Genomic DNA, 15,854 nt, shown 5'->3' on the forward strand with positions numbered 1-15,854 from the left:
GCCGCAAGGGTCCGGCAAAGCAGGAATTGTAAGGCGATCCGGAAAGCGGCGTTCGCCGGGGCCGGCACTGGCGCCCGGCGCATCTTGAAATCCGGTCAAGACTGCTTCGCAACAAGCAAAAAATTTTTTGTCATCCTTTTGCAATTCGCAAACGTTGCCTGCGATAAACCGGCTATGATTGATGCCGAAGAACAACCTCTTTTAAATTCGCCTTTCGTATGCTCAAGAAAACCCTTTTGGCGCTGCTGCTCAGTTCCGCAGCGTCTGCCTTCGCCCTGCCGTTGAGTTCGCAGCATGCGCTCGTGTTCGAAGAGGATTCCGGCACGGTGCTGTTCGAGAAGAATGCGCACGACGTGGTGCCCATTGCCTCTCTGACCAAGCTGATGACCGCGATGGTCGTGCTCGATGCCAAGCCGGACATGAATGAAATGATCACCATCGACGAGAGCGACGTCGATACGCTCAAGAACAGTTCGTCGCGCGTGCCGGTGGGCGCAGCCCTGCCGCGCCAGGCTGTCCTCGAACTGGCCTTGATGTCGAGCGACAATCGCGCGGCACATGCGCTGGCACGCACCTACCCGGGCGGCATGCCGGCATTTGTCTCCGCCGTCAGGGAGAAACTCGCGACGCTCGGCATGCGCCAGACCAACATCGAAGAACCGACCGGCCTGTCGCCGCATAACCGTTCCACCGCGGCCGATCTGCTGAAGATGGCGACAGCCGCTTCGACCTATCCGGAAATCGGCCGGCTCACCACCGGCACGGAGGACCTGATCGACATGAACGGACGTTCGGTCCACTACCACAATACCAACCGCCTGGTCGGCAGCGACGGCTGGAATATCCTGCTGTCCAAGACCGGCTTCACGCAGGAGGCGGGCCGTTGCCTCGTGATGCGTTTCCAATCCGCCGGCAAGCATGTGGTCCTCGTTCTGCTGAACGCCAAGGCAAGCGCCGCGCGCATGATGGATGCGGTCAACATCCAGCGCTACGTCAATGGTGAACCGCTGTACGCCGCGAAGGCCGCGCCGCGCCGTGTTGCGCACAAGAGCCGGAGCGGAAAGTCGGGCATCATGCTCATCAAGACCAAGGGCAGCATCAAGAAGCACAAGAAGCACGGCACCGTCTGATACGGTGTTCCGTATAGCGAAAAGCCCGGCTTGCCGGGCTTTTTTTCGTCTGCAGGGGGCGCAGCGATACGCTCAAGCGATGACCGGGCTGTGTCAGATTGGCGCAGCTGTTGTTCATCTGTTCAAGAATATGGCACGACGCCTGCCGACCTCGCCCCACATCGATAGCGATTGGACGCCCGCAGGGAGGCGGCTTTCGGCCTGTCTTCGTCGAGGCCTCTCACGCTGTGCCGGCTTGGCATGGCAATTGCCATGACAGCTCGGTGCTCCGGGCGCGCAGTCCATCCATCCCTTCAGACCACCGGTGGCGGCCGCCCGGACGCACACATCGCGCCATCATCCTCGACGGCGACATAAAAACCGATTGGAGACCGCCATGAAAGCGTTTTGGTTTTCAAGGCCTGTGGAAGAGAGTGTGCAGTCATGCTGCGTGCATTCCTGGCAGGCCTGATTCTGCTTGCAGCAGGTGCGGCATCGGCTTTGGCCGGCGTTCTGACGCATGACGAGTTGGTCCGACGGTTTCCGTCGCCCTACATCGTGGGGCAGAAGGACGCGGCGCTGCCGGTATGGCCCGTGTTCAAGCAGAACGCGACGTCCAACGAGCTGGTCGGTTATGTGTTCGAATCGATCGATCTGGCGCCGATTCCCGGTTTTTCCGGTGTGCTGATGAATCTGCTGGTGGCGCTCGATCACCAGGGCAATTTTCTGGACGTGCAGGTGCTGTCCCACCATGAGCCGGTTTTTCTCGACGGACTGGGGGAAGCGCCGTTGTTCAAGTTCGTCAGCCAGTACCGCGGCCTGTCGCTGATGCGGAACATTTCGATCGACACCGGAACGCAGCGGCAGCAGGATCGCCGCGACAGCGCCAACGTGCATATCGACGGTGTCACGAAGGCGACCGCGTCGGTCCGCATCCTGAACCAGAGCATCTTGTCGGCCGCGCTCAAGGTGGCGCGCGGCAAGCTGGGTTTTTCGGGGAAGGGCGATCCCGACCGGGTAGCGCGAATTCGATCGGATGTGTTTGAGTCGCTCGACATCGACGGCATGCTGAAAGCCGGATTGCTGAAGCACATGCTCCTGAAAAACGCGGAGGTGGAGCAGCGATTCGCGGGAACGCCTGCTGGCGGCATCGATCCGCAAGCGCTGGCGTCTCCGGCCGACACGTTTATCGACCTGCAGGTCGCCTGGCTTAGCGTGCCGAGCATCGGGCGCAGCCTGTTGGGTCCCAGTCAGTGGAATAAATTGAAAGGCAGGCTGGAAGAGGGCGACCATGCGTTTCTCGTGATTTCGCATGGCACATACAGTGTCGTGCCGGATGATTTCGTGCCGGGCGCGGTGTCGGAACGGCTGGCATTGACGCAGGGCGGGCTGCCGCTGGAAATGCGCGACCTCAATCTTGATCTCTCTCTACCCGACGGAATCGCGGCGCGCGGCGATACCGTCAAGGTATTCCGAGTCATCAGCCAGACCGGGCTCGACCCGGCGCTGCCGCTGGAGTTCTCGCTCAACGTAACTCGCCTCAAAGGCATGATCTACCCGGAGCGCATCAGGAAGGACTTCAAGCTCGCCTACCAGTTACCCGAGCGCTTCTTCATACCCGCCGCACCGGACAGCACGTCCTGGGTCGGCATCTGGAAGCAGCGCTGGTGGGAACTTGCCGTCATCGTGGTCGGCATCGCCGTCTTGTTCATTGCGCTTGCCAAGCAAAGATCCCTGACCGCGAATGCAAGACGTTTCACGTGGTTCCGGCGCGCTTACCTGCTGTTCACCGTGTTCTTCATCGGCTGGTATGCGCAGGGCCAGCTTTCGATCGTGAACATCACCAGCGTCGTGCAGGCGCTCAGGGAGGGACGCAGCCTCGGCTTCCTGTTGTTTGACCCGCCGACGGTGATTCTGTGGGGGGCGGTGGCGATCTCCCTGTTCATCTGGGGACGCGGCACCTTCTGCGGCTGGTTGTGCCCGTTCGGCGCGCTGCAGGAGGGGATTGCCAGGGCGGGCGCCTGGCTCAGCATTCCGACGATCAGAATCCGGGCGGATATGGGCGCGCGGCTCAAGTGGATCAAATACATAGTCTTCGCCGGGATCGTGGTCAGCGCGCTGCTGGCGCCGGCGGTGACCGACAAGGCAGTGGAAATCGAGCCGTTCAAGACGGCGGTGACGCTGGTTTTTCAGCGCTCATGGCCCTTTGTACTGTATGCGCTCGCCCTGCTGATGGCCAATATGATGGTCTACAAGATGTTCTGCCGCTACTTGTGCCCGCTGGGCGCCGGCCTCGCTCTGTTCGGGCGTGTACGCCTCTGGCGCTGGCTGCCACGCCGCGCGGAATGCGGAACGCCATGCCAGACATGTCGGCATCGCTGCCAATACCAGGCGATCGAACAGGACGGCAGCATTCGTTATGACGACTGTTTCCAGTGCATGGAATGCGTCGTGATTTATCGAAGCGACGAACAGTGCGCGCCGCTGATCATGGAAGCCAAGCGCAGGCGCACCATTCCCATCCAGGTTGCAGATAGAAAGGAAGCATGATGCGGCGTAGAAAGTTCATGGTTGCCTCAGTCGGGCTCGGCACGGCGGCGCTGGCTGCCGGCTGGAAGATCATCGACAACCATGCCTTGCCGGGAACCGTGCTCAGGGGGAGTCCGGGCGAGTCCGGCGAACGTCTTTATCGCGGCTTCGATCTCGCCTTCGGCACCACCATCTCGGTACAACTGCTGCATGACGATGAACGACAGGCGAACCTGGCGATCGAGGATGCGTTCGCCGAAGCGAAGAAGGTGGATGCGGTGATGAGCATCCATCGCAAGGCAAGCCAGGTATTCACGCTGAACGCCGGCGGCACCCTGGAGCGGCCGCATCCCTATCTGCTCACTGTGCTGAAAGCAGCGCGGGACTTGTCGGTGCTGACCGATGGCGCGTTCGACGTGACGGTGCAACCGCTCTGGCGAACCTATGAGCAGGCCGAGAAGGAGGGCGGCCTGCCGAATGATGCACGGATCGATCATGCCCGCGCGTTCGTCGGCTGGCAACATCTGGCGTTCGACGGAAAGCGGGTCCAATTGCTGCATCCCGGCATGGCCATTACCCTGAACGGCATCGCGCAGGGTTTCGCAACCGATCTTGCGCTGGCAAGGGTGCGCGAGCGCGGCATCGGGCACGCATTACTGGATACCGGCGAGTACGGCGCGATCGGATCGCGCGACCACTCCCGGCCATGGCTGCTGGCGGTGCAGGATCCGCGCAAGCGCGAGCCGATGCCGCAGGCATTTCGCATGGACGGACGTTGCGTGGCCACATCGGGCGATTACGAAACGCATTTCAGCGCGGATTATGCGCAGCATCACATCTTCGATCCGCGCACCGGGAAATCGCCGTCCGAACTGGCGAGCGTGACGGTCCTTGCGCCGACCGGAATCATCGCGGACGGCCTTTCGACCGCACTGATGGTGATGGGCAAGGCAAAAGCGATGAAGCTGGTGGCGAGCCTGGAAAACGTGGATGCAATGCTGATCGATAAGGCCGGCGCGCGATGGCAATCGCCGGGCTTTCCGTCGGCCTGAGCAAAGGCGTGCGTGTCACCGCATTGAATCTCAGGACGCCTTTTCGATGATGGCCGTCGCGCCGCGCAGGCGCAGTGCGTTGGTGATGACCGACACCGAACTCAAGCTCATCGCGAGTGCGGCAATCATGGGCGACAACAACTGGCCGGTGAACGGATACAGCAGGCCGGCGGCCAGCGGAATCCCCAGCGAGTTGTAGATGAATGCGAAACCGAGGTTTTGACGCATGTTGCGTACCGTATCCACCGACAGGGTGCGCGCGCGTGCAATCGCCCGCAGGTCACCCTTCACGAGAGTCACATGGGCGCTATTGATCGCGACGTCGGTACCGGTGCCCATCGCAATGCCGACGTTGGACTTGGCCAGCGCCGGCGCGTCGTTGATGCCGTCGCCGGCCATCGCGACCACCTTGCCTTCATTCTGCAGACGCTCGACCAGTTGCAGCTTGTCCTGCGGCTTGACCTCGCCGTACACCTCGTCGATGCCGAGCCGCTTCGCAACCGATCTTGCGGTGGTGACACCGTCGCCGGTTGCCATCACGACCGTCAAGCCCGCGTCCCTCAGGGTCTTCAAGGCCTCCGGCGTGGTGGCTTTCACCGGGTCGGATACGGCGATCAGGCCCGCCAGACGCCCGTCGGCCGCGAGATACATCACGCTGGCGCCTTCGTTGCGTAGTTCTTCTGCCTGCGACACCAGGACATGCCAGTCGACTTTTTCGGTGTCCATCAACGCCGTGTTGCCGAGCGCAATGCGACGACCGGCAACCACACCGCGTACGCCGATGCCGCTGGCGGACTCAAAAGCCTCCGGCTTGTCCAGCGCCAGCCCGCGCTTGCGCGCTTCGTCCACGATCGCATGCGCCAGCGGATGTTCGCTTCCCTGGTCGATGCTGGCGGCGATCTGCAGTACATCCTGTGCGGTAAAGCCTGACGCGGGCACCACGCGGTCAAACGCGGGCTTGCCTTCGGTCAGCGTTCCGGTTTTGTCGACGATCAGCGTGGTCACCTTGCGCATGCCCTCGATTGCCGCCGCGTCGCGGAACAAAATGCCTTGCGTCGCCGCGCGGCCGGTGGCAGCCATGATGGACATCGGCGTGGCCAGCCCGAGCGCGCACGGGCATGCAATGATCAGCACGGCCACTGCATTGACAAAGCCATAGACCCAGCTTGGCTGCGGTCCAAAGAAGCCCCATCCGAGCAGCGTCAGGACGGCTATCGCCACCACCGCCAAAACGAAGTAGCCGGCGACAACGTCTGCCAGCCGTTGCATCGGTGCACGCGAGCGCTGCGCATTGGCGACCATTTGCACGATCTGCGAGAGTACGGTCTGGGAGCCGACTTTTTGCGCACGCATGATCAGGCTGCCGCTGGTATTGATGGTCGCGCCAATCAGTTTGTCGCCGACACGCTTCGTTACCGGCACCGGCTCGCCGGTCAGCATCGATTCATCCAGCGAACTTTCGCCTTCCAGCACTTCGCCGTCCACCGGGACTTTTTCGCCGGGCCGAACGCGCAGCATGTCATCGATGTGGACATGCGCGAGCGGCACGTCTTGTTCCGTTCCGTCGGCATTGATCCGGCGCGCCGTCTTGGGCGCCAGACCGAGCAGCGACTTGATGGCAGCGGAAGTCTGGGAGCGCGCCTTCAGTTCCAGTATCTGGCCCAGCAGCGTGAGTGAAATGATGACCGCCGCAGCTTCGAAATAGACTCCGATGCGGCCATGCATGACGAATGTCTGCGGGAACAGGCCCGGAGCGACGGTTGCCACGACGCTGTAGCCGTATGCCGCCGCCACGCCGGTGCCGATCAGCGTCCACATGTTCGGGCTGCGATTTTTGAGAGATTGAACGCCTCGTGTGAAGAACGGCCAGCCGGCCCACAGAACCACCGGGGTGCTGATCAGAAGTTCAATCCAGCTTTGGTTGGGCAAGCCGCCTGAGAAGATCCGATGCCCGGCCATGGCCAGGACCGTGACGATGACCGTCAGCGGCAAGGTCCACCAGAACCTTCTCCTGAAATCGACCAGTTCCGGATTCTCTTCTTCCTCGAGTGAGGGCATCACCGGTTCCAGCGTCATGCCGCAGATCGGGCAGTTGCCGGGAGCATTTTGCCGGATCTCGGGATGCATCGGGCAGGTGTACACCGTGCCCTCCGGCATAGCCTGTGCCGGCTCCGGCGCGCTCGGTTTGACATAGGCCTGCGGATCTGCGCGGAATTTGTCCATGCACTTGGCACTGCAGAAATGATAGGCCGTGCCGGCATAGTCGATCGTCTTGTCCGGACTGGCCGCCACCTTCATGCCGCATACCGGGTCGGTGAAGGGTTTTTCCATGTCTTGCACCATTGCGCCTGTACTGCCATGGCCGGGATGATGCTCATGATGATGGGGAGTTCGTTCGTCCATGTCGAAATCCAATCGTCTTTTTCAGTTTTGGATGATGACCTTATGCAATCTCTTTGCGCGGCCAGGCGGGAATGAATGCCGGGATTTACCGGCGGTTTTCGTTCTGCCTTGTGTTGTTCGCCCCGGTAGTGTTGCCATGCCCATGACCGTGATGGAACAGATGCATGAGCGGGCAAGCCAGGAGCAGAAGGTATGGAAGGACGCCGAGCAAGTGCGCGCGGTGCTCGGCCCATAAAAAGAATGAAGCGACAGCAAGGAAACCCGCCAATGCCCAGCTACTCCGGCGGCAACCTTGCCTTGTGTGCTCGTGTTGTTCGATGCGGTCCATGGTCGACTCCTTTTCTGCATGCGCCGTTGGAAACCCGGCAGATGGAGAGCAGATGACCCAGGCGCTCAGTACGCGTTCAGTGCCCGCAGGCGATACTGCAATTTACCTTCGTCGTCAGTCCATCGTAGGAAGCGGACTCCTTAAAGTGAATGACCCAGGTCAAAAATTACGGATATGGCTTTGATAGCTATTTGTTTTTTCATTTCGCTGGTGCGCTCAGTTTCTCGCCAGCGCAATCGCCACACTTCATCTTTTCCACCTGAAACTCATGCATGTCCGTACTCCTCGAGGTATTTGCGACTCTATACTTTCAGGCTAGGCCCTCCCACGATGGGAAGGTCAAGGATGAATTTCGGGAAGTGAACGTGACTGAGTAGTTTTTCTGGAGCAAGCTCGATGGAAGCAGGTCAGGAGCGCATGCAATATCGCGCGGCCGGTCCCAACCTCGGTTTCAGGACCTGGGAGTCCGCGGGCATGCTGCGGGCAGTGGCGAGTCAACTTCCATCAGCGATCGGGCCGAAACGGGTTTGCTTCAGATCACGGACCGCATTCAGGATGCGCGACACCCAGCGAGCACCGGCATTGTCATGCTCCTGCCGGTCGGCGATATCGAGCAACCGGAATTTCAGCGCCCTGCGGTGTCCTTCGAATGCGATCTTGAGCGCGCTGCGGGCGTGGCGCAGCATGGCGACGCGCGAACGGTAGACCGTCAGCTCGTCGTAATCATTCCTGACGCCGAGGAATGCGTACTTGTAGTCGAAACGGCCCCACATGAAATGCAATTCCCTGGCGCCGCGGCGAATCGCTTCGCAGATGGTGAGGTAACAGCACAGCGTGCCGAGCCGGAAGTCGTCGTACTCCGGATTGTGCGCACTGATGTGCATGAAGACGTTGCCGCCGACGCGGCTGCAAATCGATCCGGCGACGACCTTGCCGTCGATGCGCATGATGAAGGCAATGCCGCACAGTTGCATGAGACGGGTCAGGCGCAGCGTTTCATCCTCGTCGATCTCGGAGACCTTGTTCTTCAGCCGCATGCGCGCACGATTCAAGGCAATCACCTCGCGCACATGCTGCTCGGTCACCTCGTCGTTCGGGTAGACGGAGCAGGTGAGCGACGGATAGCTGCGCTTGATGCGGTTGCTGTGCTTCTTGATGTTCTTGCGTGTCGCCTTGCCCAGCATGCCAAGATAGTCCTCCTCCGTGGCTGGAAGGCTGACGACGATGTCCTCGGTGCGATAAAAACGCTGAATGGGATACGCCAAGCGCTTCAGGTCGCTGCGCAGCGCGCCGAAGCTGACGACATCGACTTCCGGAAAGCTGTCGAACAGGTAGCGCACGAAGCGATCGACTTCGCCTGTATCAAGCCAGATCTGCTCGTTCAGCACCTGGGCCATGCGCCCTTTGACGCGAAACACCAGTACCGCGACGGTCTTGTCGTTTATCTGCGCCACATAGGTATAGGTACCGGGATCGACGTTGCCGTAGACGGTGAACTGCGCCAGCGAAGAATAGATGTGTGCGTAGAGCGTGGTCAGCTCTGATTCGATGAAGGGCGGGATGGACTGTTCGTAGAGGGTGATGCTGACCTTCTCGTTGATGTTTTCGCGGTCCATGTGTCTCCTGATCGTCCGGTCGTGCGATGCACTGTGTTTTCTGGATGGACGAACAGAAATGTTGAAAGTTCAGGGCGCCGCCGCGCTTTCCGCCGGTTTATTGTGTGTGCTCAAATGGAATTGCCGCGCGATATCGGGGCTCGGGTTCCGACGATTCAGCCGCCGGCGGCGGCGACTCGCGCGCCGTCGCTGAGCTGGTTGCTCGGATAGCGAATCACCTGCGCTCCGGGTGCGAGGCCGGACAGGATTTGCGCCTCGTCTTGATTGCGCTGGCCGACCTTCACCGCGCGCTCCTTCGCCCGGCCATTCTCGACCACGAACACATGCCACTCCTCGCCGACGCGGAACAGACTGCTGGCCGGCAGCTTGGTCACCTTGTCGCCCTGCCAGATGACGATGCGCGCCTCGATGCGATAACCGTCCCCCAGCGGCCCGAGCGGGTCGACCGGATCCGCGACGATGTTCACGCGCTGTTCTTCGACGCCGAGGGCGGAAACCTTGGTGAAGGCGACCGGCTCGACCAGCCGCACGCGGGCGCGCAAGGACTTGCCGCCGCCCCAGCCTTCGAGCAGCATGAGATCGCCGGCATGGATTTTCACGGCATCGGTGGAGAGCACGTCCACCACGACTTCGTAGCGCGTCGGGTCGCCGATGGTGACCAGGGGCGATCCGGCGTTGATTGTTCGTTCGCTTTTTTCGTGGACTTTCAGTACATAGCCGCCGACCGGCGCCGTCAGCCGGAGCTCGCGCTTGCCGCTCTTGCTCGGGCGCTCGTCCGCCAGCAGGGCGGCCTCCGCCGCCTTGACATCGGCTGCAGCCGCCTGCTGGCGGGATTTGGCGGCATCCCACTCGGCGCGGCTAGTGCGTTCGGCAGTCAGGGCTTTCTCGACAGCCTGGGGGGAAACGAAATTGTCGTTGACCAGGCGCTCGACCCGGGCTCGCTCATTGATGGCGAACTGCATGTCGGTCTGCGCCCGTTCGGCGCGCAGCGCGGCCTCCCGCGCCAGCGCCTTCGCCGCGTCCAGCCGCGCGACGGCTTCCCGCCTTTGCCGCTCATCCATGGGCAAGGGGCTCAGCGTGGCGACCTCCTGGCCTTGCGCGACCGGATCGCCGTCGTGCAATTCGATGCGCGCGATCTCGGCCGCAACCGGCGCTGCGACTACATACTTGTCATGGACACGCACCTGGCCCTGGTTGTTCACCGTCACCTGCAGCGGCCCGGACTCGACGGCGGCGATTTCCACGACCAGCGGTTCGGGCGCGAACAAGTACCACCCGACCAGGACGGCGGCAGCAAGGCCAAGCACGCCGAGCGCCCACCGGCGGGAGGCTTTCTTCACGCTCCTGACATTCTTCGTTTCTGTATGGCTATCCATGTTCGATGGTTTATTCACGTGTCTTGAGTACTTCGATCAAATCAAGCTTGTGCACCTTGCGCCACACCAGGTAACCCGATGCCGTCGCCGACAGCAGGACGACACCGATCGAAAGCAGGAAGGTGCGTGTGCTGATGACAAGCGGAATGCGGAACAGATCCTGGCTCAGCAATTCCGACAGCAGCGCCGACAAGCCATAGCCGAGCAGGCATCCCAGCGGAACCGCTACCAGGGTCAGCAAGCCTTGTTCGCCCAGCAGCATGCGCGCGACTTCGGCCCTCGTAAAGCCGAGGATGCGCAGGCTGGCCAGCTCGACGGCATGCTCCGACAGGGCGATGCGCGCCGAGTTGTACACCACGCCAAGTGCGATGACGCAGGCGAACACGACGATCACGATGGTGTTCATGCGCATGTTTTCCGCGATGGTCCCAAGGAAGCTCTGCAGGGTGGCTTCCCGCAGGTTGATGCTGCGAACGGCCGGGATCGACTTGAGGGTGCGGTAGAGCGCGCTCTGATATTTCGGATCGACCGCGATGAAGGCGCCAGTGATGGTCTCAGGCTCCGACAGGGCCCTGGCCAGGGCAGCGTTGTCCATGTAGGCAAAGGTGCCGATCGGCTCATCCACGATCTTCGCCAAGGGCAGGGAAATGGTTTGCCGCTGCCCCGTCATCACTTCGACGCTCAAGACGTCGCCGGGCCTGACCCTCAGCGTCTCGGCAAGTTTTTTCGACAGGACGACGCCTTCCTGCGGCAGATCGACCGGGCGCTCCTGTTCGTCCAGCACCATGCGCAGGTTCCGCGTCGGCCCCAACCCGATGACGGCCGTTTTCTTGACCCGATGCCGGAACCGCATTTTCACGGGTGTGCTGTTGTAGGGCTCCACGCGCAGCACGCCCGGCAGCGACGCCAGATTGTGCGCCGCCGACATGTCGCGCACTTCGTTGAATGCCACCGTCACGTCATCGCGCTGCGCGGTGCGGAACTGGATGCGGATGATTTCATCCAGCGCGTCGAAGGTGTACTGACCGACGATCATGAGCGATACCGCCAGTGCCAGGCCGAGTATCGAGAGCAGGGCCTTGGCGGGGTTGCGTTCCAGGTTGCGCATGATGATGCGCACCGTAAGGGGCATGAAGCGTTGCAGGCCAAGCCGCTCCAGCGGACCGGGGCGGAAGTGCGCCGGGGCCTCTGGCCGCATGGCCTCGGCGGGCGCCATCCTCACCACGCGTGCCACGGCAAGCGCCGCGCCGACAAAGGCCGACAGCGCGGTAACCACGAGCGAGACACTGATCGCGAAGCCGGACAGGACAAAATTCATGCTCGGGAAATGATAGAAGCGCGCATACAGTTCCGCCAGGCCGTTGCCCAGCCATTCCCCGAGCGCAATCCCGAGCACGGCGCCGATCATCACCGTCAGCAGCGCGAACTTCAGGTAATGCATGGCCACCGACACGCTGCCGTAGCCGAAGCTCTTGAGCAGGGCAATCTGCGCGCGCTGCAAGGACGTGATCCGCAGCAGCACGTTGTGAATCAGGAAGGCGGCGACCCCAAGGAAAATGCCGGGAATGATGCTGCCGCTGACCCGCACCTGCGTCAGCTCGCTGTCGATGAAACTGTGCGACACCTGATCCTTGCGCCCGTACGCGCCCAGCGATCCGTACGGTGCCAGCAGCTTGTCCAGCTCGTCGATGACCCGCTGCTCGCTGGCATGCGGTGCCAGGATGACCGCCAGGTCGTTGAAGCTGTCGCGCATGTTCAGCGCGCCGGCCAGGGCTTCGCGCGCCATCCACAGCACGCCGAATCGGCGGTTGTCCGGAAAGCTGTTGCCCCGGATTTCATTCAGGAATTCAGGAGAAATCGCAATGCCGACAATATGCAGGCGCTCCTTGCGCCCGTTGATGACCGCACTCAGGCTGTCGCCGGGCAGCAAGCGGTTTGCCTGGGAAAACGCCTCGCTGATCAGCACTTCGTACAGGCTTCCCGCCTCGGGCAGGCGGCCGGTGCGCAAATGCACACGGTTCAGTCCGCTGCCCGGACGTTCGGGCAGGGACACCAGCAGGCCGGCCGCCGGCTCGTCGAGGCCCGGCACATCGAGCGATGCATCGAAGGCCACGCGGCCATCGGCCTCATTGATGCCGGGGATTTCACGCACGCGGTCGAGCACGGTCAGCGGCGCGTTCTTCACCGAAACGAACACATCGGCGAAACGGTAGTGCTCGTAATACGAGGCCTGCGCCGAGAGCAGCGCTTCGTAAGAGCCGCGCATCGTCACCAGCGTGGCGATGCCGCACATGGCAACCAGTGCAATCGCCAAAGCCTGGCCGCGCATGCGCCAGACGTCGCGCAGCAGCTTCAGGTCCATCGGATGCAGGGGAAAACTCACCATTCGATCTCCGCCGGGGAAATGCGATGCGCATTGCTTTCCATCCGCGTGATGTGACCGCTGCTGATGTAGATGACCCGGTCCGCCATGCCCGCGATCGCGGCGTTATGGGTGATGACGGCAACGGTGGTGCCCAGCACGCGGTTGATGTGATCGAGCACCTCAAGCACGAGCTTGCCGGTGCGGAAATCCAGCGCGCCTGTCGGCTCATCGCACAACAGGATGTCGGGCTGCTTGGCAATTGCGCGGGCGATGGCGACGCGCTGCTGTTCGCCGCCGGAGAGCTGCGCCGGGAAATGATCGACGCGGTCGCCCAGGCCGACCAGCTTCAAGGCCTCGACCGGGTCCATCGGATGCTCGCTGATTTCCGTCACCAGTTGCACGTTCTCGCGCGCGGTCAGGCTGGGGATCAGGTTATAGAACTGGAACACGAAGCCGACGTGCTCGCGCCGGAAGCTCGTCAGCGCCGCATCGCCGGCATTGGTCAGCTCATGGTCGAGATAGCGGATCGTCCCCGCGCTCGGCGTATCCATGCCGCCCAGAATGTTGAGCAGGGTGGATTTGCCGCTGCCGGATGCGCCGAGAATCACCACGAACTCTCCCTGATACAGATCAAGGTCGACGTCCTTGAGCGCGACGACCTCGACCTCGCCCATGGTGTAGGTCCGGGCCAGGCCACGCAGGATGAACACCGGCTGACGCTCGGCAGGCGGTGAGGGCGGCGGCGCTGCATCGCGCGCTGCGGGAAGCGGTTGCGCAGGCATGGAAGAGGGTTCCGACGGTGATGCGCACTACCGTAATCGCTGCAGCTCCATATTTTATTGATGTAGGTCAACGGCAGCCAAATGCTTCGCGCAGGGCGGGTGATACGAATTGGAGCAGTGCATGTTCGCAATCTGCTCCATGACGGAACACCGGTCCTGCATCGTGCCGCCGTGCGCAGTGCCGCATTCCCGATCGGCAGGGCCTTTTTCCTAGGGAAGACGCCCTGCGCGAGCGCGAATTGCATCGGCTGGCACGCCGATTGCGCAATGCTTCACGTGCCTGGAGCACCCATTGTCACAAACAGCGACCCATCATCACTTAGGAGGAAGACATGAATCTGGCCGACATCAGCAAACTTGGTATCAAGAATCCGTACAAGCAGCGTTACGACAACTTCATCGGCGGCAAGTTCGTCGCGCCGGTAGGCGGCCAATATTTCGAGAACATCAGCCCGATCATCGGCCAGGCATTCTGCGAAGTCGCCCGTTCGACGGCGGAAGACATCGAACTTGCACTCGACGCTGCGCACGCGGCAAAGACGGCCTGGGGCAAGACCTCGCAAACCGAACGCGCCAACATCCTGAACAAGATCGCGGACCGCATGGAAGCCAACCTGCAATTGCTGGCAACCGCGGAAACCATCGACAACGGCAAGCCGATCCGCGAAACCATGGCCGCCGACATTCCGCTGGCCATCGACCATTTCCGCTATTTCGCCGGCTGCATCCGCGCACAGGAAGGCTCCGTGTCGCCGATCGATGCGGAAACCTATGCCTATCATTACCATGAGCCGCTGGGCGTGGTCGGTCAGATCATCCCCTGGAACTTCCCGATCCTGATGGCGGCATGGAAGGTCGCTCCGGCATTGGCCGCGGGCAACTGCATCGTGCTGAAGCCGGCCGAACAGACACCGGTTTCGATCCTGGTGCTGGCCGAGCTGATCCAGGACCTGTTGCCGCCCGGCGTGCTGAACATCGTCAACGGCTTCGGCCTGGAAGCCGGCAAGCCGCTCGCCAGCAACAAGCGCATCGCCAAGATCGCATTCACCGGCGAAACCGGCACCGGCCGCCTGATCATGCAATACGCTGCGCAGAACATCATTCCCGTCACGCTGGAACTCGGCGGCAAGTCGCCCAACATCTTCTTTGCCGACGTGATGGACAAGGACGACGACTACTTCGACAAGTGCCTCGAAGGCTTCGCCATGTTCGCGCTGAACCAGGGTGAAGTGTGCACCTGCCCGTCGCGCGTGCTGATCCAGGAATCGATCTACGACAAGTTCATGGAACGCGCCGTCAAGCGCGTGGCCGCCATCAAGCAGGGCAACCCGCTCGACAGCACGACCATGATCGGTGCCCAGGCTTCGCAGGAACAGATGGAAAAGATCCTGTCCTACCTCGACATCGGTCGCCAGGAAGGCGCCAAGGTGCTGATCGGCGGCGAGCAGAACAAGCTCGGCGGCGACCTCGCCGGCGGCTACTATGTGAAGCCGACGATCTTCGCCGGTCACAACAAGATGCGCATCTTCCAGGAAGAAATCTTCGGGCCGGTGGTATCGGTCACGACCTTCAAGGATGAAGAGGACGCGCTGGCAATCGCCAACGACACGCTGTACGGACTCGGGGCCGGCTTGTGGACCCGTGATGGTGCGCGCGCCTTCCGCATGGGCCGCGCCATTCAGGCTGGCCGCGTGTGGACCAACTGCTACCACCTGTATCCGGCGCACGCAGCATTCGGCGGCTACAAGCAGTCCGGTATCGGTCGCGAGACGCACAAGATGATGCTGGATCACTATCAGCAAACCAAGAACCTGCTGGTGAGCTACAGCCCGAAGGCGCTCGGCTTCTTCTGAGCGTTGCAGTAAACGGTAAAGCGGGTGCGCCCGCTTTACCGGCGATTATCCACGTATGTGCGAGGAACAACGATGCAGCAAACCATTCCACGCGTGATCGCCACCGAAGCGGCAACGGCATTCATCACTGCGCTTCGCGAAGAGCACGGCCCCCTGATGTTCTTTCAATCCGGCGGTTGCTGCGACGGCAGCGCGCCGATGTGCTACGCGCTGGGCGATTTCGATGTGAGCGATTCGGATGTCTTTCTGGGCACGATTGTCGATGCGCCGTTCTACATGGGCAGCGAGCAGTTCGAATACTGGAGGCATACGCAACTCATCATCGACGTGGTGGACGGCAACGGCGGCATGTTCTCGCTCGACAATGGAACCGGCAAGCGCTTTCTCACGCGTTCGCGCCTGTTTACGGATGAGGAGTGCCAGGCCCTGGGAGCCTGAACG

General features: G+C 61.8%; 11 protein-coding genes. 5 read left to right on the plus strand and 6 right to left on the minus strand.

Annotated elements, in window-relative coordinates; genetic code table 11:
- The first annotated feature begins 218 nt into the window (after window positions 1–218).
- The 3 genes from VJ651_RS18540 to VJ651_RS18550 all read left to right on the plus strand — a co-directional run bounded on the left by VJ651_RS18540 (window position 219) and on the right by VJ651_RS18550 (window position 4,690).
- A complete protein-coding gene (locus VJ651_RS18540) occupies window positions 219–1,130 on the plus strand; it encodes a serine hydrolase (protein ID WP_324108857.1) in 912 nt (303 codons plus the stop codon).
- A gap of 423 nt (window positions 1,131–1,553) precedes the next feature.
- Window positions 1,554–3,659 carry a 4Fe-4S binding protein gene (locus tag VJ651_RS18545; RefSeq protein ID WP_324108858.1) on the plus strand — a complete coding sequence of 702 codons (2,106 nt, stop codon included), beginning with the start codon at window positions 1,554–1,556 and terminating at the stop codon, window positions 3,657–3,659.
- 17 nt (window positions 3,660–3,676) lie between these two features.
- Window positions 3,677–4,690: an FAD:protein FMN transferase gene (locus VJ651_RS18550; RefSeq protein WP_324108859.1), complete on the plus strand. Its 1,014-nt coding sequence runs from the start codon at window positions 3,677–3,679 to the stop codon at window positions 4,688–4,690.
- Between the two features lie 30 nt (window positions 4,691–4,720).
- Here the strand turns inward: VJ651_RS18550 and VJ651_RS18555 are convergent, their stop codons facing one another.
- From VJ651_RS18555 to VJ651_RS18580, 6 genes are all read right to left on the minus strand, one after another.
- Window positions 4,721–7,093 (minus strand): heavy metal translocating P-type ATPase, encoded by a 2,373-nt coding sequence (locus VJ651_RS18555; RefSeq protein WP_414691355.1) that lies wholly within the window; start codon window positions 7,091–7,093, stop codon window positions 4,721–4,723.
- An 85-nt stretch (window positions 7,094–7,178) separates the two neighbouring features.
- Window positions 7,179–7,421, minus strand: a complete 243-nt coding sequence (locus VJ651_RS18560; RefSeq protein WP_324108860.1) for a DUF2933 domain-containing protein — start codon at window positions 7,419–7,421, stop codon at window positions 7,179–7,181.
- Between the two features lie 494 nt (window positions 7,422–7,915).
- Window positions 7,916–9,037 carry a GNAT family N-acetyltransferase gene (locus VJ651_RS18565; protein WP_324108861.1) on the minus strand — a complete coding sequence of 374 codons (1,122 nt, stop codon included), beginning with the start codon at window positions 9,035–9,037 and terminating at the stop codon, window positions 7,916–7,918.
- Window positions 9,038–9,192: 155 nt separating this feature from the next.
- A complete protein-coding gene (locus VJ651_RS18570) occupies window positions 9,193–10,413 on the minus strand; it encodes an efflux RND transporter periplasmic adaptor subunit (RefSeq protein WP_324108862.1) in 1,221 nt (406 codons plus the stop codon).
- A 10-nt stretch (window positions 10,414–10,423) separates the two neighbouring features.
- Window positions 10,424–12,799 (minus strand): ABC transporter permease, encoded by a 2,376-nt coding sequence (locus VJ651_RS18575; RefSeq protein WP_324108863.1) that lies wholly within the window; start codon window positions 12,797–12,799, stop codon window positions 10,424–10,426.
- Window positions 12,793–13,560, minus strand: coding sequence for an ABC transporter ATP-binding protein (locus VJ651_RS18580; RefSeq protein WP_414691356.1), 768 nt, complete (start codon window positions 13,558–13,560; stop codon window positions 12,793–12,795). The genes VJ651_RS18575 and VJ651_RS18580 overlap by 7 nt, the downstream gene beginning before the upstream one ends.
- Window positions 13,561–13,892: 332 nt before the next feature.
- Here VJ651_RS18580 and adh point away from each other — a divergent pair, with 332 nt between their 5' ends.
- On the plus strand, window positions 13,893–15,413 hold the full coding sequence (gene adh / locus VJ651_RS18585) for an aldehyde dehydrogenase (RefSeq protein WP_324108864.1): 1,521 nt from the start codon (window positions 13,893–13,895) through the stop codon (window positions 15,411–15,413).
- Between the two features lie 72 nt (window positions 15,414–15,485).
- Window positions 15,486–15,851 carry a DUF779 domain-containing protein gene (locus VJ651_RS18590; protein ID WP_324108865.1) on the plus strand — a complete coding sequence of 122 codons (366 nt, stop codon included), beginning with the start codon at window positions 15,486–15,488 and terminating at the stop codon, window positions 15,849–15,851.
- The last annotated feature ends 3 nt before the right edge of the window (window positions 15,852–15,854 follow it).

This window comes from Noviherbaspirillum sp., assembly GCF_035254865.1.
In the GTDB taxonomy this organism is placed as follows: domain Bacteria; phylum Pseudomonadota; class Gammaproteobacteria; order Burkholderiales; family Burkholderiaceae_D; genus Noviherbaspirillum.